24 protein-coding genes and 1 other RNA gene are annotated in these 23522 nt (G+C 38.3%); 12 read left to right on the forward strand and 13 right to left on the reverse strand.

All coding sequences use genetic code 11. The features are described 5' to 3' along the window. Positions 1-52: 52 nt before the first annotated feature. Entirely contained in the window at positions 53-871 is an 819-nt protein-coding gene (locus AC58DT_RS05860; RefSeq protein ID WP_497215907.1) for a M48 family metallopeptidase, read from the reverse strand. A 216-nt stretch (positions 872-1087) separates the two neighbouring features. On the opposite strand from AC58DT_RS05860, the gene AC58DT_RS05865 reads away from it, so the two are divergent. The 4 genes from AC58DT_RS05865 (at position 1088) to lpdA (ending at position 4041) form a co-directional block, all read left to right on the forward strand. After that, on the forward strand, positions 1088-1618 hold the full coding sequence (locus tag AC58DT_RS05865) for a hypothetical protein (RefSeq protein WP_062622993.1): 531 nt from the start codon (positions 1088-1090) through the stop codon (positions 1616-1618). 1 nt (position 1619) lies between these two features. Then, positions 1620-2117, forward strand: coding sequence for a peptide-methionine (R)-S-oxide reductase MsrB (gene msrB, locus AC58DT_RS05870; RefSeq protein WP_062622994.1), 498 nt, complete (start codon positions 1620-1622; stop codon positions 2115-2117). Next, entirely contained in the window at positions 2101-2505 is a 405-nt protein-coding gene (gene msrB / locus AC58DT_RS05875) for a peptide-methionine (R)-S-oxide reductase MsrB (protein ID WP_497215909.1), read from the forward strand. Before msrB (AC58DT_RS05870) ends, msrB (AC58DT_RS05875) begins: the two co-directional genes overlap by 17 nt. Positions 2506-2664: 159 nt before the next feature. Then, positions 2665-4041 carry a dihydrolipoyl dehydrogenase gene (gene lpdA, locus AC58DT_RS05880; protein ID WP_497215910.1) on the forward strand — a complete coding sequence of 459 codons (1377 nt, stop codon included), beginning with the start codon at positions 2665-2667 and terminating at the stop codon, positions 4039-4041. A 134-nt stretch (positions 4042-4175) separates the two neighbouring features. Here the strand turns inward: lpdA and aroQ are convergent, their stop codons facing one another. The 5 genes from aroQ to AC58DT_RS05905 form a co-directional block, all read right to left on the reverse strand. Beyond that, a complete protein-coding gene (aroQ, locus tag AC58DT_RS05885; RefSeq protein WP_497215911.1) occupies positions 4176-4592 on the reverse strand; it encodes a type II 3-dehydroquinate dehydratase in 417 nt (138 codons plus the stop codon). A gap of 52 nt (positions 4593-4644) precedes the next feature. Beyond that, positions 4645-5076 (reverse strand): porin family protein, encoded by a 432-nt coding sequence (locus AC58DT_RS05890; protein WP_497215945.1) that lies wholly within the window; start codon positions 5074-5076, stop codon positions 4645-4647. A 212-nt stretch (positions 5077-5288) separates the two neighbouring features. Beyond that, the gene (locus AC58DT_RS05895; RefSeq protein WP_497215912.1) at positions 5289-5936 is read right to left on the reverse strand and encodes a porin family protein; all 648 of its coding nucleotides are present in this window, start codon (positions 5934-5936) and stop codon (positions 5289-5291) included. 125 nt (positions 5937-6061) lie between these two features. Next, positions 6062-6682, reverse strand: a complete 621-nt coding sequence (locus AC58DT_RS05900; RefSeq protein ID WP_497215913.1) for a porin family protein — start codon at positions 6680-6682, stop codon at positions 6062-6064. 287 nt (positions 6683-6969) lie between these two features. Continuing rightward, entirely contained in the window at positions 6970-7524 is a 555-nt protein-coding gene (locus tag AC58DT_RS05905; protein ID WP_497215914.1) for a porin family protein, read from the reverse strand. Between the two features lie 107 nt (positions 7525-7631). Between AC58DT_RS05905 and xerD the strand changes: the two genes are divergently transcribed. After that, positions 7632-8528 (forward strand): site-specific tyrosine recombinase XerD, encoded by an 897-nt coding sequence (gene xerD, locus AC58DT_RS05910; protein ID WP_497215915.1) that lies wholly within the window; start codon positions 7632-7634, stop codon positions 8526-8528. A gap of 189 nt (positions 8529-8717) precedes the next feature. Further along, positions 8718-9725: an aldo/keto reductase gene (locus AC58DT_RS05915; RefSeq protein WP_497215916.1), complete on the forward strand. Its 1008-nt coding sequence runs from the start codon at positions 8718-8720 to the stop codon at positions 9723-9725. 65 nt (positions 9726-9790) lie between these two features. Here AC58DT_RS05915 and rny read toward each other — a convergent pair whose 3' ends face one another. From rny to AC58DT_RS05935, 4 genes are all read right to left on the reverse strand, one after another. After that, the gene (gene rny / locus AC58DT_RS05920; protein ID WP_497215917.1) at positions 9791-11353 is read right to left on the reverse strand and encodes a ribonuclease Y; all 1563 of its coding nucleotides are present in this window, start codon (positions 11351-11353) and stop codon (positions 9791-9793) included. A 55-nt stretch (positions 11354-11408) separates the two neighbouring features. Continuing rightward, positions 11409-11516, reverse strand: a non-coding RNA gene (gene ssrS, locus AC58DT_RS05925) — 6S RNA. Between the two features lie 53 nt (positions 11517-11569). Further along, entirely contained in the window at positions 11570-11860 is a 291-nt protein-coding gene (locus AC58DT_RS05930) for a cell division protein ZapA (RefSeq protein ID WP_497215918.1), read from the reverse strand. 10 nt (positions 11861-11870) lie between these two features. Next, positions 11871-12161: a coiled-coil domain-containing protein gene (locus AC58DT_RS05935; protein WP_497215919.1), complete on the reverse strand. Its 291-nt coding sequence runs from the start codon at positions 12159-12161 to the stop codon at positions 11871-11873. 168 nt (positions 12162-12329) lie between these two features. Between AC58DT_RS05935 and AC58DT_RS05940 the strand changes: the two genes are divergently transcribed. Continuing rightward, a complete protein-coding gene (locus tag AC58DT_RS05940; RefSeq protein WP_497215921.1) occupies positions 12330-14003 on the forward strand; it encodes a M23 family metallopeptidase in 1674 nt (557 codons plus the stop codon). Between the two features lie 9 nt (positions 14004-14012). Continuing rightward, complete coding sequence (locus AC58DT_RS05945; RefSeq protein WP_497215922.1) at positions 14013-16472, forward strand: TonB-dependent receptor; 2460 nt, start codon at positions 14013-14015, stop codon at positions 16470-16472. 53 nt (positions 16473-16525) lie between these two features. On the opposite strand, the gene AC58DT_RS05950 is transcribed toward AC58DT_RS05945, so the two are convergent. Beyond that, positions 16526-17686 (reverse strand): cysteine desulfurase family protein, encoded by a 1161-nt coding sequence (locus AC58DT_RS05950; RefSeq protein WP_497215923.1) that lies wholly within the window; start codon positions 17684-17686, stop codon positions 16526-16528. 165 nt (positions 17687-17851) lie between these two features. On the opposite strand from AC58DT_RS05950, the gene AC58DT_RS05955 reads away from it, so the two are divergent. Continuing rightward, positions 17852-18739 carry a hypothetical protein gene (locus AC58DT_RS05955; protein ID WP_497215924.1) on the forward strand — a complete coding sequence of 296 codons (888 nt, stop codon included), beginning with the start codon at positions 17852-17854 and terminating at the stop codon, positions 18737-18739. A gap of 19 nt (positions 18740-18758) precedes the next feature. On the opposite strand, the gene AC58DT_RS05960 is transcribed toward AC58DT_RS05955, so the two are convergent. After that, positions 18759-19304, reverse strand: coding sequence for a DUF8465 domain-containing protein (locus AC58DT_RS05960; protein WP_497215925.1), 546 nt, complete (start codon positions 19302-19304; stop codon positions 18759-18761). A 293-nt stretch (positions 19305-19597) separates the two neighbouring features. Between AC58DT_RS05960 and AC58DT_RS05965 the strand changes: the two genes are divergently transcribed. The 3 genes from AC58DT_RS05965 (at position 19598) to AC58DT_RS05975 (ending at position 22199) form a co-directional block, all read left to right on the forward strand. Then, complete coding sequence (locus AC58DT_RS05965) at positions 19598-21502, forward strand: DUF8693 domain-containing protein (protein ID WP_497215927.1); 1905 nt, start codon at positions 19598-19600, stop codon at positions 21500-21502. Between the two features lie 12 nt (positions 21503-21514). Further along, positions 21515-21811: a DUF2752 domain-containing protein gene (locus tag AC58DT_RS05970; protein WP_497215928.1), complete on the forward strand. Its 297-nt coding sequence runs from the start codon at positions 21515-21517 to the stop codon at positions 21809-21811. 67 nt (positions 21812-21878) lie between these two features. Further along, positions 21879-22199: a CCC motif membrane protein gene (locus AC58DT_RS05975; protein ID WP_062623009.1), complete on the forward strand. Its 321-nt coding sequence runs from the start codon at positions 21879-21881 to the stop codon at positions 22197-22199. Between the two features lie 72 nt (positions 22200-22271). Here AC58DT_RS05975 and rocD read toward each other — a convergent pair whose 3' ends face one another. Next, the gene (gene rocD, locus AC58DT_RS05980) at positions 22272-23513 is read right to left on the reverse strand and encodes an ornithine--oxo-acid transaminase (RefSeq protein ID WP_497215929.1); all 1242 of its coding nucleotides are present in this window, start codon (positions 23511-23513) and stop codon (positions 22272-22274) included. Positions 23514-23522: the final 9 nt, after the last annotated feature.

The following is a 23522-nucleotide window of genomic DNA, read 5'->3' on the forward strand; positions in this document are numbered from 1 at the left end:
CTAATAAAAAATCCCGCTTGATGCGGGATTTTAAAAATTTATGTAATTCTGTTTATCTTTTAAAAGTTGTAACACCAAATTTTCTAGCTTCAGCTTTTGCTTCGGGCACCCAAGCCTGTATGTTTTGAATTCTTGTACTACTTGAGGGGTGTGTGCTCAAAAATTCTGGTGGCGCACCTTGTTCCTGGGCTTGCATACGCTGCCATAATTCTGCGGCAACACTCGGTTCGTAACCCGCTATGGCCATCAAAATTAAACCTATATGATCTGCTTCAGTTTCGTGACTTCTACTAAAAGGAAGCATTACGCCCACACTTGTGCCCAGTCCGTAAGCTGTGTTGAAAATTTGCGCATTTTCTGGGTTATTAGCCAAAGCAATATTTCCTGCTACAGCCCCTAATTGCTGCAATTGACCCGCACTCATACGCTGCTGTCCGTGATTGGCTAGCGCATGTGCTACTTCGTGCCCCATCACTGCAGCTAAGCCTGCTTCATTTTTTGTGATTGGCAAAATGCCTGTATACACTACTATTTTACCGCCAGGCATACACCAAGCATTTACGTCTTTGCTATCCACAAGATTATATTCCCATCTATAATCTGCCAAATATCCAGCATAACCATTTGCGGTCAAATATCTTTCTGCAGCAGCTGCAATTTTTTGTCCTACACTTTTTACCATTCGTGAGTCCGCAGTATTATTAACAACTTTATTCTCAGATAAGAATTCTTGATATTGCTGAAATGCCATTGGCAATATCTGCGAATTTGGAACCAATGCCAAAGTTTGTTTTCCCGTAAAAGGGTTGGTACTACACGCAACGACCAGTGCACCTATAAATAAAATGGAAAGTGATTTTGAAAATTTCATAAATGATGGTTTTGTTTAAATATTAAAAATAGATATATAAATTATATTACACTCCTAAAATTATTGTAAAATTAATTTTCCAATAATTGTTCCACAATTTTTAAACTTTAATGTTTTTTTAATAGTGAAGTGTTCCGTAAGCCTTTAAATTTATAGACTTTAAAAACTTGGAACGACTTTTGAATAAATAAAGCCGTAATTTAAAATTTACTCAATATGAAAAACATACTTCTTTTTTTAGCCCTTTCATCAACAGTTTTATTTTCTTCCTGCGAAGGTGACCCAGGACCTCCGGGACAAGATGGAGGTTTAGTGTATGCCAATGTTTTTGAGGTAAGTCCCGCTTTCAGTTATAGTGACTATCCAGATAATATATATTTTACTTCGGTTTATAATTATCCTTTTGAGGTGTATGAGAGCGACGTAGTTTTGGTTTATCGTTTATCAGGTCAAGACAATACCGTATCACCTCCAGCCGATATTTGGACACAACTTCCACAAAGCATCTATTATCAGGATGGTACTGGAGATATTTTTCAATATAATTACAATAGCACCTTTATTAGTGTTCAATTCACGATTGAAGGAAATTTCGACTTGACAAATATTGATCCCAATGATGTGAATGGTCAAACATTCCGTGTAGCTGTAGTCCCTGCCGAATTTGCAAAAACAAATCCTTCTATGAGAGATATTCTGGAAGTGATGCAAGCCGATGGTTCACAAATTGAAAAAATAGAACTTTAATATGAAAATATTAAGCACATTCCTTGTATTAAGCATGATGCTTTTCAGCTGTAATTCACCAGCACAGAAAAGTAAGGAATCCAAGAAAGAGACTTTTGAAATTACGAAAACGGATGCCGAATGGAAAGACCAGCTATCACCTGAAGCATATCAGGTGTTACGCCACGAAGGTACCGAACGTGCATTTTCAAGTGACTTAAACGATAATCATAAAAAGGGTACATACGTTTGTGCTGGCTGCGGAACGCCCGTTTTTAAAAGTAAACACAAATTTGACAGCGGCACAGGTTGGCCAAGTTTTGACCGTGCCATTGAAGGAAATGTTGCGTACTCAACAGACAATAAGCTTGGATATACCCGAACAGAAGAGCATTGTGCAACCTGCGGGGGCCATTTAGGACATGTCTTTAATGACGGACCTGATGAAACTACTGGTAAAAGACACTGTATTAATGGGGTCGCTTTAAAATTCATACCCGAAAATGGAGAATCCAAATAAATATCCCATCAATAAATCTGAAGCCGAATGGCGTGAGGAACTGGGCGAAAAACGCTACCACATTCTTCGTGAGAAGGGCACCGAGTTCCCCCGCACGGGGGAGTATAACCTGCATTTTGAAAATGGCACCTACGTTTGTGGCGCATGCCAAACTCCACTTTTTGAAAGTGACCAAAAGTTTGAAAGTAGTTGCGGGTGGCCCTCTTTTGATGATTCAATAGAAGGTGCTGTAGAATATGTGAACGATACATCGCACGGCATGATCCGTACAGAAATACTCTGTTCCAACTGCGGCAGCCATTTAGGGCATATATTTAATGATGGTCCCACCGAAACGGGACAACGCTATTGTGTGAATTCACTTTCGCTGGATTTTAAGAAGAAATAGCATTATAAATAACAGATTTAAAGTACCAAATTCCAAAATTGAAAACCCTGGAATTTGGTGCTTTTTTTATTATTTGGAATTTGACTTTTCGCTTTTGGGTTTTTTCCTTTTGAATTTCGTAATTTCGTACCTCCAAAAATTCAGACTTAAACATATATAATGAGTAAATACGACGTAATAGTTTTAGGAAGCGGTCCCGGTGGATATGTTACCGCCATAAGGGCTTCGCAATTAGGTTTAAAGACCGCAATTGTTGAAAAAGAAAGCCTTGGAGGCGTTTGTTTAAATTGGGGGTGTATTCCCACCAAAGCACTTTTAAAAAGTGCCCAAGTTTTTGATTATCTAAAACACGCAGACAGTTACGGACTTACCGTAAAGGAGTTTGATAAAGATTTCAGTAAAGTAATTGAAAGAAGTCGTGGTGTTGCCGAAGGTATGAGCAAGGGCGTTCAGTTTTTGATGAAGAAGAACAAAATTGAAGTCATTAATGGTTTTGGAAAATTAAAACCTGGAAAAAAGGTAGATGTTGACGGAAAGGAATATTCCGCAGACCATATAATCATTGCAACTGGCGCGCGTTCCCGTGAATTGCCAAACCTAAAGCAGGACGGTAAAAAAGTAATTGGCTATCGTGAAGCTATGACACTGAAAAAGCAACCCAAAAGTATGATTGTTGTCGGCAGTGGTGCCATTGGCGTTGAGTTCGCACATTTTTACAATTCCATGGGGACCGAAGTAACAATTGTTGAGTTTTTGCCAAATCTAGTTCCTTTGGAAGATGAAGACGTTTCAAAACAATTTGAGCGCTCCTTCAAAAAAGCCGGAATTAAAGTGATGACCAATTCTTCCGTAGAAAAATTGGATACCTCTGGAAAAATGGTAAAAGCTACTGTAAAGACTTCAAAAGGCGAGGAAACGTTAGAGGCGGAAATTGTTCTTTCTGCAGTTGGAATTGCTTCAAACCTTGAAAATATAGGTCTTGAGGACGTTGGCATCGTTACTGACAAAGGAAAAATTATGGTGAATGATTGGTACCAAACCAATATTCCAGGCTATTATGCCATTGGCGATGTGGTGCCCGGACCTGCCCTAGCCCACGTTGCTTCCGCAGAAGGAATAACCTGTGTTGAAAAAATTGCTGGCCTTCACGTAGAACCTATAGATTACGGAAACATCCCAGGCTGTACTTACGCTTCTCCCGAAATTGCAAGTGTTGGTATGACCGAAAAACAAGCTAAAGAAGCTGGTTATGAATTGAAAGTTGGGAAATTCCCTTTCTCTGCAAGTGGAAAAGCAAGTGCTTCCGGTGAAAAGGATGGCTTTGTAAAAGTTATTTTTGATGCTAAATATGGCGAATGGTTGGGCTGCCACATGATTGGTGCCGGCGTTACCGATATGATTGCGGAAGCCGTGTTGGGAAGAAAACTTGAAACCACTGGCCACGAAGTATTAAAAGCTATCCACCCACACCCAACGATGAGCGAAGCGGTTATGGAGGCTGTTGCGGATGCTTATGGGGAAGTGATTCATTTATAGATGTTAGACGTTAGACGTTAGACGTTAGACGTTAGACGTTAGACGTTAGAAAAATAAAAAAACCGCAATGTTGCGGTTTTTTTATTTGCCATATTTTAGGGGAATTTTTCGCTCATCGCTAATTCCTCTTCGCTTTATTTTAAAAAACTTTGCAAAGCCAATTCATAACTCTGCAGACCAAAGCCAACAATTACCCCTTTCGCATTTGGCGAAATGTAGCTTTTGTGTCTAAAATCCTCTCTTGAAAAAGTGTTTGAAATATGTACTTCCACTACTGGAGTTGTTATTGCCTTCACCGCATCTGCAATGCCTACGGAAGTGTGAGTGTATGCCGCAGCATTTAAAATGATTCCATCATAATTGTATCCAACTTCTTGAATTTTATCAATCAATTCCCCTTCAATATTTGATTGGAAATAGGAAAGTTCCAGGTTTGCGTATTTACTTTTTAATTTTTCAAAAAAATCATTGAAGGTCTCGTTGCCGTAAATATCGTTCTCGCGCTTACCGAGTAGGTTCAGGTTTGGGCCGTTTATTATGATGATTTTCATTTTATAAATATAGAAAATATAAATTGCAGCAAAAGGAGGCGGTCAAAATTTACTAAAAAACAAAATAACCTACAGAGAGGCTAAAAACTCCATTTTTCAAATTGGAATCATCATATATACGTGTCAGACCGAAAGTATATCGAGCTTGAAAGAAGAGATTTATGGGCAGCTTATATTGCGCTCCAAAGCCTAGGCCGATATTTAGCGCTTCAACGTTTTCCAAATTTCTGTCCATCCCAGCAGTATCATCCCCAGCTTTCATATTTACACGTTTCTTCACATTAAAACCAAATTGTGGTCCCCCCTGTAAACTTAATCCTCGGACAACTTTGTAATCTGCCAGTATCGGAAGGTTTATATAATCCATATAATATCTAAGGGTTTCATAGGAATAACGCTGGGTGGAATACAAAAGCTCGGGCTGTACGGAAAACTTTTCAGTAATCCCAACCCGGCCGACCGCACCAATATGGTAATTGAAAATATTTACATAGCTTTCCGCCTAAATTGAGGCTTTGTGCGTTACTTTGCGCAAAAAAGACAATAGCAAGTATAAAAAGAATATTTTTTATCATAGTAAACAGGATTTTCAATCAGTATTAAATATAATACTAATTCCCATTTGTTTTAAACGGCATTCTGTAAATAAAAAGCAGGAACCTAGTCCCAACCATTTTATGAATATATAATTACAATCTAAAAAGAGAATCCCACAGAAAACTGTAATACCCCATTTCGTTGTTTATATCCATCAATATCCAAAGGGCCAAAATCAACGTCGTCGTCATCAGTAATATCTGTAAGACCAATCACATAACGTCCACTGAAAAATACCCCGTTGTTCAATCGATAAGATGTACCCAATCCAAAGCCAATATCTAACGTATTATAAAATTCCTTTACATTTTCCTCACCAGATATATCTCCTCTAAAGCCGGACTCCTCGTATTCATTTTTAGCAGAAACTAAAATTCCAAATTGTGGGCCTGCCTCCACACTCAAACCTTCAATAATATAATATTTCGCCATAATGGGAATATTTATATAATCCAATTTTAATTTTTCCTTCCCGATCACCAAACTATCTCCAAAACTGTTATCATATTCAGATTTTGCACCTTGTCCGGAATATAAAAGTTCAGGTTGAATGGAAAATTTTTCGGAGATGGGAATTTCAACCAAACCACCTATGTGGAAGCTTGTACGCCCATCATAATTATCTGTAAAGTCCCCGCCTACCGAGGCGAAATTCACACCAGCTTTTGCACCTATCCGCAATTCCTGGGATTGGGCATTGCTAATAGTCATTACGGCAATTGCCACAAAAAGTAAGAGTTTTTTCATAATTAAAGATTTTAAAGATTATCTCATTAAAGATAACTAAAACTTAAAAAAAACAAACAAAACTGAACATAAATAAAAAAAGCAGGAACCTTGCCCTGCTTTTTTGAAATATGAAAATTTGAAATTTAGAATGAATATCCCGCAGAAACTTGGAAAACATTACTTTGGTTTTTACCGGTATTGTAGGTGGTGCCCAAAACTCTATATTCTTCATTTACATTTAACAATCCTTTGTTATAACGTAGGCTGAAGAAAACTCCCATGTTCAATCGATATGAAGCGCCAATGCCAAATTGAGCATCAAAACTTCTATAATAATCTTTAGCATCACCACTTGCAATAAAACCATTTTCATTGTAATAATTACTTTCAGCATTTACCAAGACACCAAATACAGGTCCAGCCTCGGCACTTAACCCTTCAATTACGTAAAATTTTACCAAAACAGGTACACGTATGTAATCCAATTTTGTGTTATCTCCTCCGGTTCCAATACTCCAGTCTGAGCCCTCTGAAGAGTACATTAATTCAGGCTGCAAGGAAAATTTCCCCATTAAAGGAATTTCAACTATACCCCCAATGTGAAAACTTGTTCTTGAGCCAAGGCTACCTAAACCACCGTAATAACTATCACCACCTAATGAGGCAACATTTAAACCAGCTTTCGCACCTAAGCGAAATTCTTGTGATTGTACAGAAGTTAATGCAAATAATGCTACTGCAGTAAAAAGTAAAAGTTTTTTCATAACGAATAAAGTTTTGAATTAGTTAAAACGACAATATTGTCTCATTAAAAATACTAAAAGATTTCTATATAGTTATATGAATTATGTAACATTCTATGAAATATATGTATCAAAAAAAGAACGTTCAAAAACATAATCATTTAATTATCAGCGCTCAAGGTGTTTTTTGGAGAAATACCCTGTAACTAGAAAAGCATATTTATCGCCTTAATAATTAACGTTATTGTTAAAAAAAGTAAAAAAAAACCGCCCAAATTGGACGGTTTTATAATCAATATTTGATATTGTTAAAGGAAGGAATAACCCAATGCAACAGAAAATACTTGGTTTTTTCCTTCAAACCCATTTTCCTTTGACACATCAGTAAGTCCAAAATTATAACGAGCATCCAAACGCACTCCAAATGGAAAATCATAACCCGCTCCCACAATTCCTGAAACATCAAAATCTTCAGCCTTTGCTTTTCTGGTTATGTCACCCAAAACATTGACAGAAATTTTATCATCTACAATAAAACCAAACTGTGGTCCTGCTTGAACATTTAACCCTTGAACCAAATAATATTTTAATACTACAGGGACATTCACATAACTTAAGTCAAATTCTCCAGCATCAAACTCCGCTCCTTGCTGTGAGTAAAGTAAATCTGCCTGAATACCCACTTTATCTGTAAATTTTACCCCAGCAAAAATCCCGGCCTGAAATCCAGTCTTGCTAGAAAGATCTTCCACATCAGAAATATTTGCAAAGTTAGCACCTGCTTTAACCCCTAGATCGATTTCTTGCGAAAATGCGGAGGTTCCAATAAATAATGTAATAACTGCTACAATCAATTTTTTCATAATACTATTTTTAGGTTTCAATTAAAACGCAAAGATACCTTTAATGTTATGGCTTAAAATATATTTAGTTTTTTGTTAACTATTGTTTTTAGTAGTAATATAGCGGTATGAAGTGGGTGAACATTTTAAAGGATTATCAAAATTATCTCAGATTGGAACGCGGTCTTTCCGAAAATTCTATCATCAATTATTCCCTGGACATCAAAAAGCTTATGCAGTGGCTGGAAACCAATGAAATAGAAGTATCTCCCATCACTATTTCTGAAGAAACTCTTCAACAATTCATTTATGAGATCGCAAAAAAAGTAAATCCACGTTCCCAAAGCCGTCTCATTTCGGGCCTCAAAGGATTTTTCAACTACTTAATTTTTGAAGATTACAGAAAAACCAATCCCTTGGAACTGATTGAAGCTCCAAAATTAGGAAGAAAACTACCAGACACTCTAGCCATTGAAGAAATAGATACTCTCATAAAAACAATAGACCTAAGCTCAAAGCAAGGTGAACGTAACCGTGCCATCATAGAAACGCTGTATGGTTGCGGTCTCCGCGTTTCAGAACTTACAAACCTAAAAATCTCGGACTTATATTTTGAAGAAGGTTTTATTAAAATAACGGGAAAAGGCGATAAACAGCGCCTCGTGCCTATAGGGCCAACCACCCAAAAATATATTGAAGTTTATAGAAAAGAAATCCGCGGACATCAAAAGATTCAACCACAGGCCAAAGATACTCTCTTTCTCAACCAACACGGCAAGTCTCTAACCCGCGCGATGATTTTTACCATCGTGAAGCGCCTCGCAGAAAAAGCTGGTATCCCAAAAACCATAAGCCCTCACACATTTCGCCACTCCTTCGCCACACACCTGTTGGAGAATGGTGCAGACCTTCGCGCCATTCAACAAATGTTAGGACACGAGAGCATTACCACAACAGAAATTTACACGCACATAGACCGCAAACACTTAACCGAAGTAATAAACCGCTTCCACCCGAGAAGATAATTGAAAAGTTTAAAAATCGAGAAGTTGAGAGTCGATCAGCTTGTAAAATTAAAATCTAAACTTATAATCCTATCGACTCATCGACTTGATCCTACAGGTTAAAAAAAAGCTAAACCCTCCCAATTTCTTTATTCTGAAAGCAACCTTTTGTATTTTGAAAAGAAAAAATTAAACCAAACAAAAAGAGAAATGAAAATATTAAAATTTAGTAATGGAGATGCAATGCATGCAATAGGTCTAGGTACTTGGAAATCCACCGGCAACGATGTTAAAAAGGCAGTAAAAGATGCCATTTACGCTGGGTACCGCCATATAGATACTGCGGCTGCTTATGGAAACGAGGAAGCAATTGGCGAAGCATTAGCCGAGGTTTTTGCCGAAGGTGATATTTTTCGGGAAGATGTCTTCATTACCTCTAAACTTTGGAACGATTCGCATGCCGAAGGACAGGTAAGACCCGCCTTGGAAGAATCACTTAAAAAACTAAAACTAGACTATTTAGATTTATATTTAATCCATTGGCCAGTGGCTTTCAAGCATGGTGTAGACTTCCCAAAAAAACCTAATGATTACTTAACGCCCGAGGAAGCCCCTATAATTGAAACTTGGAAACAAATGGAAAAGGCCAAAAAAGACGGGCTTGCACGTCACATTGGCGTTTCCAATTTTAGTGATATAAAATTAAAGGAACTTATCGCCAAAGCTGCCACTAAACCTGAAATGAACCAAGTGGAACTTCACCCCCTCCTGCAGCAGGATGATCTTTTAAAATATTGCAAATCAGAAAACATACACCTTACCGCCTATTCCCCCTTGGGTTCGGGAGATAGATCTGATTCTATGAAGGGAAAAGATGAACCCAATATTTTGGAAATTAAAACGATTAAAGAAATTGCAAGAAAACACAATGCTTCGGAAGGGCAAATTTTGATAAGTTGGCACGCGCACCGCGGTACTGCTGCTATCCCAAAATCTACAAGCAAAGAACATATAGAAGAAAACTTTAAAGCGGCTTCTATAGAACTGGATGATGCAGATATGAAAGCAATTGCCAGACTGGATGAACATTATCGATTTATAACCGGTAAGTTTTTTGAGGAACCGAGCAAAGGTTATGAAGATATTTATGATGAAAATTCACCCATAGTAGAGGGTATCAAAAAAGGAATTGACACCGTAAAGAATGTTTTTAAATAATCTCCTGAATTATATAAATAAAAAAAGCTCCAAAAGGAGCTTTTTTTTTGATGTTATAACAGGTCTTACTTTGCAATGTTCACTGCTCGTGTTTCACGAATAACGGTAACTTTTACTTGTCCTGGATAAGTCATATCCGTTTGTATCTTTTGTGAAATTTCAAAAGAAAGCTGCGCGGCTTTTTCATCACTCACTTTTTCGCTTTCAACCATTACACGAAGCTCACGGCCCGCTTGGATTGCATATGCTTTATTTACACCGCCGAATCCGAATGCAATATCTTCCAAGTCCTTCAAACGTTGAATGTAAGAATCCAGCACTTGGCGTCTTGCGCCAGGTCTTGCGCCACTAATAGCATCGCAAACCTGTACAATTGGAGAAAGCAATCCAGTCATCTCAATTTCATCGTGGTGAGCTCCAATAGCATTACAAACTTCTGGTTTCTCACCATATTTCTCTGCCCATTGCATTCCTAAAAGTGCGTGTGGCATTTCGGTTTCGGTTTCGGGAACCTTTCCGATATCGTGAAGCAATCCGGCCCGTTTAGCCAATTTAGCGTTCAGTCCAAGTTCCGCAGCCATTACGCCACAAAGCCTTGCCACTTCGCGGGAGTGATGCAATAGGTTTTGGCCGTATGAAGAACGATATTTCATACGCCCCACGGCCTTTATAAGTTCGGGGTGCAGACCGTGTATTCCCAGATCGATAACGGTTCTTTTTCCCACTTCAATAATCTCCTCTTCAATTTGTTTGGTAGTTTTTTGAACAACCTCTTCAATACGTGCTGGGTGAATACGTCCATCGGTAACCAATTTGTGAAGTGACAGCCGTGCAATTTCCCGTCGTACGGAATCAAAACACGACAGGATAATAGCTTCTGGAGTATCGTCAACTATAATTTCCACACCTGTAGCAGCTTCAATGGCGCGAATGTTTCTACCCTCGCGGCCAATGATTCTACCCTTTACATCGTCGCTTTCAAGATTGAACACAGATACACAGTTTTCCACTGCTTCTTCCGTTCCTATGCGTTGAATGGTATTGATTATGATTTTTTTGGCTTCTTGCTGGGCTGTCATTTTTGCTTCTTCCATAGAGGATTGAACATAAGCCATTGCTTGGGTTTTGGCTTCATCTTTCAAACTTTCCATTAACTGAGCCTTTGCATCCTCGGCAGAAAGACTGCTGATTACTTCCAACTGCTCAACTTGACTACGGTGAAGCTTTTCTACCTCGCTTTGTTTTTTGTCGAGTATGGAAATTCTCTCGTCATAATCTGTCTTTTTTTCTTCAAGCTCCGCATTTAATTTTTTTGATTTTGCGAGTTCACTGGAAACTTGAGATTCTTTGTCGCGTGTTCTCTTTTCTGCTTCTGAAATTTTTTTGTCACGGTTAAGGATTACTTTTTCGTGTTCAGATTTCAGTTCCAAAAACTTCTCTTTAGCCTGAAGAATTTTATCCTTTTTTATGGTTTCGGCTTCAGATTTTGCCTCTTTCAGTATTGAAGATGCGCTCTTTTTTGCTCTCGTTATAAGTTGGGAGGCGTTATTGCGCTCCATTATTTTTGCAATAAAAAAACCAATCGCAATACCAACTATGGCACTAATTACAATAGTTATGATGTCCATTTTTAGTTGAATTATATGTATAAAAAAAGCCTACATCAATATTATTATTTTGAATAAACTCCTTAAAAACAAGTTTAGGGTTAACAAGCTGGTCAAGTATCCGCTCAAAGACGGCTCGCTTTTACAACTTCAACTCACCCTTTTTAAAGAATTCCTGTTGAGTTTACCAAAAATTAGTATTAATGTAGGCAGTAACCTTATTTAATTAAAAGAACGTTATGATAACTGCTCTTGCAATAAACGGTCCAAAGCATTTAGTCTTGCTTCCGTTTCCTGCGTATCGCTGGAATTATCAATTTGTTTTTGCTCAACCTGTGCTGCAAACTGGAGGGCACACATTGCCAAAACATCCTGTTTGTCGCGTACGGCATAACTCTGCTCGAACTTCTTAATCATCTCTTCTATCTTTTTTGTAGCCAACCGTAATCCCTCTTCCTGTGAAGGATTAATGGTCAAGGGATAAACCCTGTCTGCAATTGATAGTTTTATTTTTAATGGTTCGGCCATTGTTATATTTTTATTCGGAAAGTTGGCTTATGCAATGGTCAATTTCCCGAATGAGAGCGTTTATCTTGAGTTTAGTTTCTCGTTTATGCTGGTCGCTGCCGAGCATTGAATTTGCCATTTTTAATGAGTTACATTTTTCAGTCCAAGCCTCAATTTCTTCTTCAAATTGTTGCTGTTTTGAATGTAAAACTTTGAGTTCTTCTTCCAACGCTGCATTGGACTTATTTAATTTTTCGTGCCTTTTGAGCAGCTTGCCAATTCTATTTTCAAGAGAATCAACTATTTCAGAAAGATTACTCATTAAAATCTGTGTTCAATACTTCTTTCACAAAGTTAGCATACCATCGTTAATAAGCAAACAGTTTTCCATTATTTTTTGTATTATTGAAGAATAGTTACAATAAACCAATTCTCTCCCCTTTTAATTATAGCGTATTCTTATTTTTACCCTATGAAGAAAATTTTATCAATGCTCCTCCTTTTTAGCGGGTTTGCGTACGGACAGAACGGTATACCGACAGATTATTTTTCCAATCCTTTGGATATAAACTTAGTGCTTTCAGGCAATTTTGGTGAAATGCGTGCCAACCATTTCCACAGTGGCCTTGATCTTAAAACTGAACAACGCGAAGGGCTGCCGGTATATGCCCCAGCGGATGGCTATGTGAGCCGAATAAACGTGCAACATTACGGTTATGGAAAGGCGCTCTATATTCTTCACCCCAATGGATACACAACTGTTTATGGACATTTGCGAAGTTTTGCCGGCGATATTGAAAAGTATGTAAAAGACACACAATACAGTAAGGAAACATTTGAAGTAGAGCTCTTTCCCGACAAAACGCTATTACCAGTAAAAAAAGGAGATTTAATTGCCTATACCGGAAATACAGGTGGCAGCGGCGGACCACATCTTCACTTTGAAATTCGCGATTCTTCACAACGGCCCATGAACCCATTGCTTTTTGGCATAGAGGTTCCAGATTCAAAAAAACCTATTGTGAGTGCAATATTTGCTTATCCCGTTGGAGAAGATGCGCACATCAACCAAAGCCAAAACCGTACAAAATTGCGGATGATAAAACAGAAGGACGGCAATTATAAAACTGAGGACATAAAGGCTTTCGGAAAGATTGGCTTTGGAATTACAACATACGATCAACAGGACGGTGCTTCAAACAAAAACGGCGCATACAGTATTGAAACCCGCTTTAACGGTTCTCAGAAATTCAAGGTTCTTTTTGATAAATTTTCTTTTTCAGAAACGCGGTATTTAAATAGATATACTGATTATAACTATTATGAAACCAACAAAAGTATGGTTCAAAAGCTCTTCCGTGAAACCAACAACCCATTGAGCATAATTACAGAAGAAGACGAAAATGGGCTTATAACAGTTCAGGACAGTTTGCAATCTATTTATACCATTGAAGTAAATGATTTTAATGGCAATCGTATGTATATCTCAGTGCCCATTGAGGGTGCAAAGCTTGAAATTTTAGATCAAAAAAATATTGAAAAGACCGACGATTATATCTATGCAGACCACGCCACGTCTATCACCAAAGGCAAGTGGAGCATTTACATTCCTGCAAATAGTTTATATGAAGACACCTATTTGAATATTAAAGATAAAGGTGATGTTCTGGAATTTCACGAAGATTTAATTCCAATTCACAGCAATATTTCAATCACGACAGATATTTCATCATACAATGAAGCTGACCGTGATAAACTCTATATTGGAAGATTGAACTATCGCGGCCAGCCGTATTATACATCCACAACCCGCAACGGAGACAAGCTAACTGCCAAAACCCGAACCTTTGGAAGTTACACTATTGCCTCAGACACGACTCCTCCCACCATAAAGCCCGTCAATTTTTCTGAAGGTAAATGGATTAGCAACCAAAATTTTCTTCAATTGAAAATTACAGACGACCTTAGCGGAATAAGCTCCTACCGTGCCACTATTAATGAAAAGTTCATTTTGATGGAATATGATTACAAAAAAGACGTTCTAACTTATAATTTCAATGATAACGTAAATCTGGAAACAGAGAATAATTTGAAAGTTATTGTAATAGATAATGTGGGAAATAGTGCTACATTTGAAGCAAAATTTTTCAGAAAACAACCCTAACCCTTGCTTTTGAAAACAATTAAACTACCGCTTACACTCCTTTTCTTTTTCTTTGCAACCGTTGTATTTGCTCAAAAGGCAACAATACGAGGAGTTATTTTAGACGAAACCAACAATCCACTTTCTGGAGTTAACGTAACGTATGAGGACAATGGCACCATTTCAGATCTCAATGGTTTTTATTTGCTGGAAATTCCCGCAAATCAAGAAGTCATTATTACCTTTTCCCACGTTGGCCATAAAAATGCCAAGCTTCGTTTCAATTTAAGTCCGAATGAGGATTATGAATTGAATCCCGTTTTAAGGATGGATGTGGAACAAATTCCTGAAGTTGTGATTTCTGGCCGTGAAAACCGACGTATCGAAGGGCTTGTAAACATAGAACCTGAGGTAATCAGAAAGATGGTGGGTGCCAATGCTGGTGTAGAAAACCTTCTAAAATCCCTTCCCGGAGTGAGTGGAAATGACGAATTGAGCACGCAATATGCTGTGCGTGGTGGTAATTATGATGAAAACCTAGTTTACGTAAACGAAATTGAAGTATATCGTCCATTCCTAATTAGAAGCGGACAACAGGAAGGTTTAAGCTTTGTAAACAGCGACCTTACCAGTAATGTTGATTTCTCTGCGGGAGGATTTCAAGCTAAATATGGCGACAAGCTTTCTTCGGTGTTGGATATTACATATCGTCGTCCCGTTGATTTTGGCGCTTCCATAGACCTTAGCCTTTTGGGCGCAAGCGGTTCTGTGGAAGGAATTTCAAAAAACGGTCGTTTTTCGGGAATATTCGGAATTCGCTATCGTGACAACAGCCTATTTGTTGAAGCAAAGCAAACCGAAACCAATTACAGACCAAAATTTGCCGATGCGCAAACCTATCTCACTTATAAATTCACCAATAAATTTGAACTGAGCTTTTTGGGAAATCTTTCCATTAACGAATACAATTATAGACCGTTAACCAGACAGACAAATTTTGGGACTATTACTGATCCAATCGCTTTACTCGTTTTCTATGAAGGCCGTGAAGAGGATCGCTACAATACTTATTTTGGCGCATTAAAATCTACTTGGGTTGTTTCAGACAACTATACTGCAAAATTTATAGCTTCCCTTTACCAAACCACCGAACAGGAATATTATGATATACTTGCCGAATATCGTTTAGGTGAAGTAAATACTGAAATTGGCAGTGAGGAATTGGGCGAGGTTGAATTTACACGTGGCATCGGCGGACAACTTACACATGCTCGAAACGATTTGGACGCTTTAATCCTGAATGTAGAGCACAAGGGAAATCTAGCGTTAGAAGAAAATAATATAGAATACGGCATAAAATATACACGTGAGGATATTCGCGATCGGGTTCAGGAATATGAAATTATTGATTCGGCAGGATTTTCTATCCGTCCGCCTATATTCCCTCCAAACAATCAACCCTATGAGGCTGATACTTCTCCTATTGTGCCTTATACTAATGTTCGTGCTCAAAACGATACACAGATTGATAGAATTTCAGGTTATGCACAATGGAGTAGAAAATCAACACTTGGAACCAGTGAACTATGGATGAATGCAGGGGTACGTGCCCATAATTGGACTGTGAGTGGAAAAAACATCACAAGCACTACGCAAACTGTTTTCAGTCCACGCGCACAGGTTTCATTAAAGCCCGATTGGGAAATGGATATGCTTTTCCGACTTTCGGGCGGGGTGTACCACCAGCCTCCTTTTTATAGAGAATTGCGCGACTCGTCGGGTACCGTACGCCCTGGTGTAAAAGCTCAAAAGTCTATCCATATTGTATTTGGAAACGATTATAGTTTCAAAATGTGGGACCGCAAGTTTCGATTAAATTCTGAAATTTACTACAAACACTTAACTGACGTAAACCCGTATACTTTGGAAAATGTACGCATCCGTTACCGTGCAACCAATAATGCGGTTGCATACGCTTACGGGCTTGATTTACGCTTAGCGGGTGAGTTTGTTCCCGGTACGGAGAGCTGGTTAAGTTTTGGTTATTTGAAGACAGAAGAAAATATTGACGATCGCGGTTACATTTTCCGTCCGACAGACCAACGCTTAAAGTTTGGAATGCTTTTCCAGGATTATGTAAAAGTGATTCCTTCGCTTAAAATGTACCTTAACTTAACGTATAACACGGGACTACCCGGTGGTTCTCCAAGTTATGCTGACCCATATAAATATCAAACCCGTTTAAATGATTATAAAAGAGCAGATCTGGGGATGAGTTACGTTATTGTGGACGATACAAAATTAAGGGACAGTGGCTGGTTGAAACCTTTTAAGGAATTTACCATCGGCGCTGAAATTTTCAACATATTTGATGTGCAAAACTCTATTACAAACACTTTTGTAAGGGATGTTTACACCAAGGTACAATATGCAATCCCAAATTATTTGACGCCTCGTGTGTTTAACGTTAGGCTTACCGCGAAGTTTTAAACACCGCTGTTTAGCCTACAACAAATTCAAAATTGGCAATTGATAATCTAACGCTATTTGGTAATACTACTATCAATAAATTCTTTTAAAACCTCCACCACATAATCCACTTCTTCTTTTTTATTGAAGCTGGAAAAAGAAAAACGAATGGAAGGCTTACTTAAGTCTTCCTCGGAAAGTATCTCATTTAAAACGTGCGAGCCGCCCTCACTCCCACTTTGGCAAGCGCTCCCTTTGGAACACGCTATTCCCTTCAAATCCAACTGAAACAATAGCAACATTGCTTTTTCGGCAGAAATGGGCAGACAAACGTTTAATAAAGTATACGTGCTTCGCTCATTATCATCACAGCTACCGTTGAATTTTACCCCAGGAATGGCAGTTAGTAGTTGTTCCTTAAAATAATCCTTCAGCTCGGTAATGTAGGCTCGTTCTTTTTCAAGTTTGTGATACGATAGTTTTAGCGCTTCTGCCATTCCAGCAATAGCGTAAACCGCTTCCGTGCCAGCACGAAGTCCGCGTTCCTGTTCGCCACCATGGATTAATGAGCGAAGCCCTGAATTTTTTCTAATAAAAGCAAACCCCGCCCCTTTTGGTCCGTGAAACTTATGGGCAGCAGCAGCTGCAAAATCAATAGGAATTTCCTTAAAATCAAGTTCAAAATGGCCCACAGACTGTACGGTATCGCTATGAAAAAGCGCGTTGTGTTCCTTACAGAGAAGTGCAACTCTTTTTAAATCAAGTAGGCTACCAATTTCGTTATTAACGTGCATCAGGCTCACTAATGTTTTTTGTGATGTATCTGCCAAAAGATTTTCCAAATGACCATAATCTACTTGGCCGCATTCGTCAACTTTTACAAAATCGAGTTGAATGTCGTATTCTTTTTGAAGCCACTCCAAGGTATGCAAAACGGCATGATGCTCAATGCGGCTAGATATAATTCGTTTTATACCAAGATCCCGCACCGCACTGCAAAGAATTAAATTATCTGCTTCGGTACCTCCGGAGGTAAATATAATTTCACTTGCAGAAACGTTTAAAAGTTTTGCTATTTCCTTTCGAGCGTTTTCAAGTAAAGATTTTGATGATCTTCCGTAAGAGTGTGTAGATGAAGGGTTTCCGTATTCAGTTTTTAAAACTTCAGTAATACAAGTTATAACATCATCGCGCAACTGCGTGGTAGCGGCGCTATCAAAATATACTTTCTTCATTGGGTAAGTTTTTTAATAAAAATCGGCTAGTAACCGAGTTCTATTTTGAGCACAGGCTCCTATTTTGTTTCGGTTGGCAAAAATACATATTAAAACAGTTTTGCCCACATTTCAGTTAAAAAGAAATGCGTTACTTTGTAATCGATGATGATTTTAAAATTTCCGATGAAAAAAATTCTTTTCCTTTTTATAGCTTCATTGCTTCTTCAAAGCTGTGATGATGGCGATATAATTATTACCTCTTTCAACTTTGACGATGCGGAGCTTAAGGCCTGTGGGCAACAGGGCAATTATGTATTTTATAAAATAAATCCCGAGGCCCTGGAAAGTTTGTCGCTAAAATTAGGTGTTTCTGATAGTCTTTATAAAGACGCAGGGCCTAAAACTTATAGCCTGAATGGCACCACAAATTTTGTGAATTATAGAACTTACGATGGTGATTTGGGTGCTAGTTACTTCTGTAGCAGTATTCCTCCCACTGCTCCAATTGTGACCGTTGATTATTTGGCGGCATCCGGTTCGGCTGAACTCACTACAATTTTTTTATTTGATGATGATGATGGTGTTCCCGCAGAAGATGAATTTGATGGCGATACTGACGGCGATGGGATTCCAGATATTTATGATGAAGATGACGATGGCGATAACGTTCCGACAGTACTGGAATTAGACATTCAAAATGAAGACGGCGATGACAATCCACTTACAAATTTTCTGGATACTGACAGTGATGGCGTCCCAGATTATTTAGATAACGATGATGATGGCGACGGAGTGCTGACCCGAAATGAAGACAAAAACATGGATTTAAATCCGCGAAACGATGTGACAGATCCAAACGTGGGCGCAGATTACCTAAATCCTGAAGTAACAGACACTTATTTGGTAAACGAATACCGCCTGCATGAATATACCATCAATAAAAATGTAAAAATTGTTTTGAAAAACCTTGTTTTGGTAAGTGGCGAAGAAGAAATAACCCAAGAGTCCCTTAATATGGGAACCATAGAAAGTATTGAGGTCATTGAAAAGGAAACCACCCCAGAATTTTAATTTGTAGAAGCGCGAATCCCTACTTCGTGTTCTGAAAAATATATACCTCGGTAGCCCCACGCCCGTATTTTTGAAAATCGGCGTCATAAAATTTTACATTATCATAACGATTGAACAGAAATTCCAATTCAGTTCTCAAAACCCCTTCCCCTACACCGTGAATAAAAACTACTTTTTGTATGCGTTTTGAAATGGCAAAGTCCAATTGCCTTTTTGCGGTATCCAATTGTATGGTTAGCATTTCATAATTATTAAGGCCGCGGGTCTTTGGCACTAGTTGATTGATGTGCAAATCCACCTCCATGGGTGGTAAATTTCGCTCTTTGGGTTTAATGCGCTTACTTTTTCCTGGCTTTTTGTGGTTTTTTTCTGACATAATTTCAGAGACATCCATCTTTGCCAATTCTCCTTTTGAAAGGGAACCATCCACAACGATTAATTCGTTTTTTGAAAAATCCAACTCAAAACCATCTTTAGTCAAAATTGTCACCTCATTACCCCTAATAGCAGTAACCACGCCTGAAATGGCATCGTCCAAGACTGAAACTTTATCGCCGATAATCATTTCTGAAATATTAAAATTTTAAAATATAATCTGCACCCATTACTTAATACTTTCTATCACTTAACCCTCTATAAACGAAATTTTTACGTATTTTGTAGCATTGTATGTAATATATAAAATATTATTTTTAAATTTAAACCGTGAAAAAAGCTTTGCTAACCCCANCCTCTATAAACGAAATTTTTACGTATTTTGTAGCATTGTATGTAATATATAAAATATTATTTTTAAATTTAAACCGTGAAAAAAGCTTTGCTAACCCCAATAACGAAGCTTTTAAAAACCGTAAAAATATGAAAAACCTACTACTCTTTTCAACTTTACTTTTAACTACGGCTGGTGTTTTTGCACAGCTAACCGTTAAGCCAACTTCCGGAGGTGCCGATTCATACATATATGTTAATGATGAGGTTGTCTTTGTAACCCAAGAAATAAATCTTACTCGTAATGGCACTGCAAACGATCAGGAAGCCAGTATTTACTTGCGCAATGACGGGCAATTAATTCAAGGTAATCCATTAGCATTAAATAGTGGAGACGGACAACTTTCCGTACAGCAAAACACTCCGGAAACCAATGCTTGGGCGTACTATTATTGGTGCTCGCCCGTTACCCATCCTGCAGCTGTAGCCGGCAATCGAAGTTTTGGCGTACAGCATTTATATGAACCACAACCAGGAATAAGCTTAACTGCAGCACGACAAGCGCTAACGACAACTGATAGGGATGGTACTTTAATACCCCAGATGACCATTTCAACACGTTGGTTATACACCCATAGATTTCCCGGTACTGAGGCAGAAGGAAATTACCAACGTATGAACGGCAACAACGCTGCCCCTGCGGGTTATGGCTTTATCATGAAAGGTGTTGGTCCCATTCAAACACCAACACAACTCGATCAAACTTATGATTTTAGAGGAAGGCCAAATAGCGGTACTTTTACTATTCCAGTGGAAGACCAATTAATGACCCTTGCTGGAAATCCTTATCCTTCTGCTATGGATTTAAACGAGCTTTTTTATGATCTTCCTGAAAATGATGCTTTAGGAACTTTTTGGTACTATGATGAAGACCGAACTGTGGCAAGCCATTACTATTCGCAAAAACCCTTCGGCTATGGAGTTTATACTGTAGGCCTTGAAGATACTGATGGGGATCCATACGATGGAGATAATTTAGGCACGTACGTTTCCCCGCCCTTTTTCATATGGAATTCAGGAGGCACACATGGTGGGACTGGAACAGGAGGTGGAGTTATAGACTACAACAAACGTTTCGCCCCAATAGGCCAAGGCATTATGTTTGTGGGGGATGCAACCGGTAACGTTTCAATTAAAAACGAGTATAGAGTATTCTTTAAAGAAGATACGGCCGGTTCTGTATTCCAAAGACCAGAAGGCGATAGTGGCTCACAGATTAACCTACCAAATGATACAGGCTTGTCTACAGCCGCAGAAACTGCCAGAGAGAATTATCGTACTCCTATCATGCGTATATGGTCTATTTTTGATGAAGCAGTAACCAGAGATATGGTAATTGCATTTTATGACCAAGCTACAGATGGCTATGACCGTGGCCTCGACGGCTTGAGTGCCCAAGATTTAAAAACAGATGCCTACTTCCCTATTGGCGATGACAACAACCGTAAACCGTATGTAATTAACGGTATCAAATTTGACCAAAACAAGCAGGTGCCTGTTTCATTTAAAATACAAAACCAGTCCAAATTGGATATTAAGGTAGTAGAGGAAGTAAAAAAACCATATACCAATGCCTATATTTTTGACAGGGTTGAAAATACCTATCAGCAAATAACTGGAGGCATGAGCGCAACCTTAAATCTACCTCCCGGTACTTACGATAACAGATTTTTTGTTGTTTTCCGTAGTCCAAATGTAAAACGTGACATTCCCCAAACGGAACTTAATGAAAAACTAATTGTAATGGAAAATGTTACTTTTTTCCAAAACAATCCACTACAGCAATTGGAAATTAGCAATCCTGAAGGATATGTTATTAAATCTGCCTTAGTGTACGATATGAACGGAAAATTGGTAATCCAAGAGAAAAACTTAGGTGACCAAACAAAATATAGTTTCTATACCGGTAATTTGAGTGATGGTGTTTATTTGGTGAAACTTATGACCGCAGATGATATTGCCATTGACTATAAAGCAATAGTTCATAATAAATAAAATATTTCCTTTATGTTCATAAAGGGCCTCGAAGATTATATGGTTCCTTGTATAAACAAGAAAATCTTCGGTGTAGAATGTTTGGGCTGTGGCATGCAACGTGCTACAGCCCTTCTTTTTTCAGGACAGTTTGAAGCTGCTTTTAAAATATATCCTGCTATTTATACCATTTTCCTCCTATTGGCCGTAATTGCAGTAAACTTCTTTATTAAATTCAAGTTTGATTATCAAATAAAAATTGGGCTTATCTTGCTGAATGCCATTATAATGGTGGTGAGTTATTTCATTAAGATGAACCACTTTATTTAATATAGATTGTTTAAAATTTTAAATTTTTTGGGTACATTTAAGGCACAACTGAAAAATCAAATAAATTATGGAACAACAAAAACTACCCAACGCAACCTTAATTCTCATCTTCGGAATAATTTCTATAGTAACTTGTTGTTGCTATGGTTTAGGACTTATATTCGGAATTGTCGCTATTGTTATGGCGGGCAAAGCCACTAAGGTGTATATGGCAAACCCTGAACTCTATTCAGGCTACCAGAACGTTAAAACGGGAAAGATCCTTTCTATAATAGGCATTATACTCAGCGCTATTTATTTAATTTACGTAATCTACCTCTTTTCAACTATAGGAATGGAAGGCATTATGAATATGAATGAAGAGCTTATGAAGGAATATGGTATGTAGTTCTTCATTATTTCTTATTAAAAAAGCGGCCTTAGTGGCCGCTTTTTATATATAAAAGTTTCTGCAAAATAATTACTCAAACGATTTTAATGTTTCTATGATTATGGAAACACAATCCCTCAATTGTTCTTCATTCATCACCAAGGGAGGTGCAAAACGAATAATATTTCCGTGGGTTGGCTTTGCCAACAGGCCATTGTCACGAAGTTTTAGGCAGATATTCCAAGCTGTATCGCTATCTTCAGAGTCATTGATTAATACCGCGTTCAGCAATCCTTTTCCACGAACAAGTTTCGCTATACTACTTGTTTCAATATAACTGCTAAGTTCCCTGCGGAAAATTTCTCCAAGCCTTTCAGCATTCTCGGCAAGCTTTTCATCACGTACCACAGTAAGCGCTGCGATAGCCACAGCAGCAGCTACAGGGTTTCCTCCAAAAGTGGAACCGTGATTTCCTGGTTTTATAACGTTCATCACATCATCATTGGCAAGTACCGCGGAAACCGGATAAGCGCCACCGCTCAAAGCTTTCCCCAAAATCAAAAGATCAGGTTTTACATCTTCATGGTCAACAGCAAGAATCTTTCCGGTACGGGCAATCCCAGTTTGCACTTCATCAGCTATAAAAAGAACATTGTGCTTTTCACACAAGGCCTTTGCTTTTCTCAAATATCCCTCCGACGGCACATAAACTCCTGCTTCTCCTTGAATGGGTTCAACCAAGAATCCAGCAATATTTTTATTGCTTTCCAAATGCTCCTCAAGTTGTTCAAGATTGTCGTATTCTATCTTTATAAAACCTTTGGTGTAAGGTCCAAAATGCTTGCGCGCAACGGGATCGTTGCTAAAAGAAATAATCGTGGTGGTCCTTCCGTGAAAGTTGTTTTCGCAAACTACGATTTCGGCCTCGTTTTCATCGATGCCCTTCTTCTCATAAGCCCACTTTCTACAAATTTTTAAAGCTGTTTCCACGGCTTCGGCACCCGTATTCATTGGGAGCAACTTATCGAAATTGAAAAACTCACAAGCAAATTTTTCATATTTCCCCAGCATATCATTATAAAATGCGCGGGAGGTCAACGTTAATGTTTTGGCTTGTTCCGTCATTGCGCCCACTATTTTTGGATGACAGTGTCCTTGGTTTACCGCAGAATAGGCTGAGAGAAAATCATAATATTTCTTGCCTTCCACATCCCAGACATACACGCCTTCTCCCCTGCTTAAAACCACAGGAAGTGGATGATAGTTGTGGGCTCCGTACTTGTTTTCTAAATCGATAGCTTTTTGTGAAGCTGTTTGCTCTAAAACTGACATAAAGTTGTA

The organism is Aequorivita sp. CRS11 (assembly GCF_059693805.1).

Bases quoted from the DNA above. Each gene is read 5' to 3' on its own strand.
- AC58DT_RS05860 (WP_497215907.1), bottom strand. From the start codon at position 871: ATGAAATTTTCAAAATCACTTTCCATTTTATTTATAGGTGCACTGGTC.
- AC58DT_RS05865 (WP_062622993.1), top strand. From the start codon at position 1,088: ATGAAAAACATACTTCTTTTTTTAGCCCTTTCATCAACAGTTTTATTT.
- msrB (WP_062622994.1), top strand. From the start codon at position 1,620: ATGAAAATATTAAGCACATTCCTTGTATTAAGCATGATGCTTTTCAGC.
- msrB (WP_497215909.1), top strand. From the start codon at position 2,101: ATGGAGAATCCAAATAAATATCCCATCAATAAATCTGAAGCCGAATGG.
- lpdA (WP_497215910.1), top strand. From the start codon at position 2,665: ATGAGTAAATACGACGTAATAGTTTTAGGAAGCGGTCCCGGTGGATAT.
- aroQ (WP_497215911.1), bottom strand. From the start codon at position 4,592: ATGAAAATCATCATAATAAACGGCCCAAACCTGAACCTACTCGGTAAG.
- AC58DT_RS05895 (WP_497215912.1), bottom strand. From the start codon at position 5,936: ATGAAAAAACTCTTACTTTTTGTGGCAATTGCCGTAATGACTATTAGC.
- AC58DT_RS05900 (WP_497215913.1), bottom strand. From the start codon at position 6,682: ATGAAAAAACTTTTACTTTTTACTGCAGTAGCATTATTTGCATTAACT.
- AC58DT_RS05905 (WP_497215914.1), bottom strand. From the start codon at position 7,524: ATGAAAAAATTGATTGTAGCAGTTATTACATTATTTATTGGAACCTCC.
- xerD (WP_497215915.1), top strand. From the start codon at position 7,632: ATGAAGTGGGTGAACATTTTAAAGGATTATCAAAATTATCTCAGATTG.
- AC58DT_RS05915 (WP_497215916.1), top strand. From the start codon at position 8,718: ATGAAAATATTAAAATTTAGTAATGGAGATGCAATGCATGCAATAGGT.
- rny (WP_497215917.1), bottom strand. From the start codon at position 11,353: ATGGACATCATAACTATTGTAATTAGTGCCATAGTTGGTATTGCGATT.
- AC58DT_RS05930 (WP_497215918.1), bottom strand. From the start codon at position 11,860: ATGGCCGAACCATTAAAAATAAAACTATCAATTGCAGACAGGGTTTAT.
- AC58DT_RS05935 (WP_497215919.1), bottom strand. From the start codon at position 12,161: ATGAGTAATCTTTCTGAAATAGTTGATTCTCTTGAAAATAGAATTGGC.
- AC58DT_RS05940 (WP_497215921.1), top strand. From the start codon at position 12,330: ATGCTCCTCCTTTTTAGCGGGTTTGCGTACGGACAGAACGGTATACCG.
- AC58DT_RS05950 (WP_497215923.1), bottom strand. From the start codon at position 17,686: ATGAAGAAAGTATATTTTGATAGCGCCGCTACCACGCAGTTGCGCGAT.
- AC58DT_RS05955 (WP_497215924.1), top strand. From the start codon at position 17,852: ATGAAAAAAATTCTTTTCCTTTTTATAGCTTCATTGCTTCTTCAAAGC.
- AC58DT_RS05960 (WP_497215925.1), bottom strand. From the start codon at position 19,304: ATGATTATCGGCGATAAAGTTTCAGTCTTGGACGATGCCATTTCAGGC.
- AC58DT_RS05965 (WP_497215927.1), top strand. From the start codon at position 19,598: ATGAAAAACCTACTACTCTTTTCAACTTTACTTTTAACTACGGCTGGT.
- AC58DT_RS05970 (WP_497215928.1), top strand. From the start codon at position 21,515: ATGTTCATAAAGGGCCTCGAAGATTATATGGTTCCTTGTATAAACAAG.
- AC58DT_RS05975 (WP_062623009.1), top strand. From the start codon at position 21,879: ATGGAACAACAAAAACTACCCAACGCAACCTTAATTCTCATCTTCGGA.
- rocD (WP_497215929.1), bottom strand. From the start codon at position 23,513: ATGTCAGTTTTAGAGCAAACAGCTTCACAAAAAGCTATCGATTTAGAA.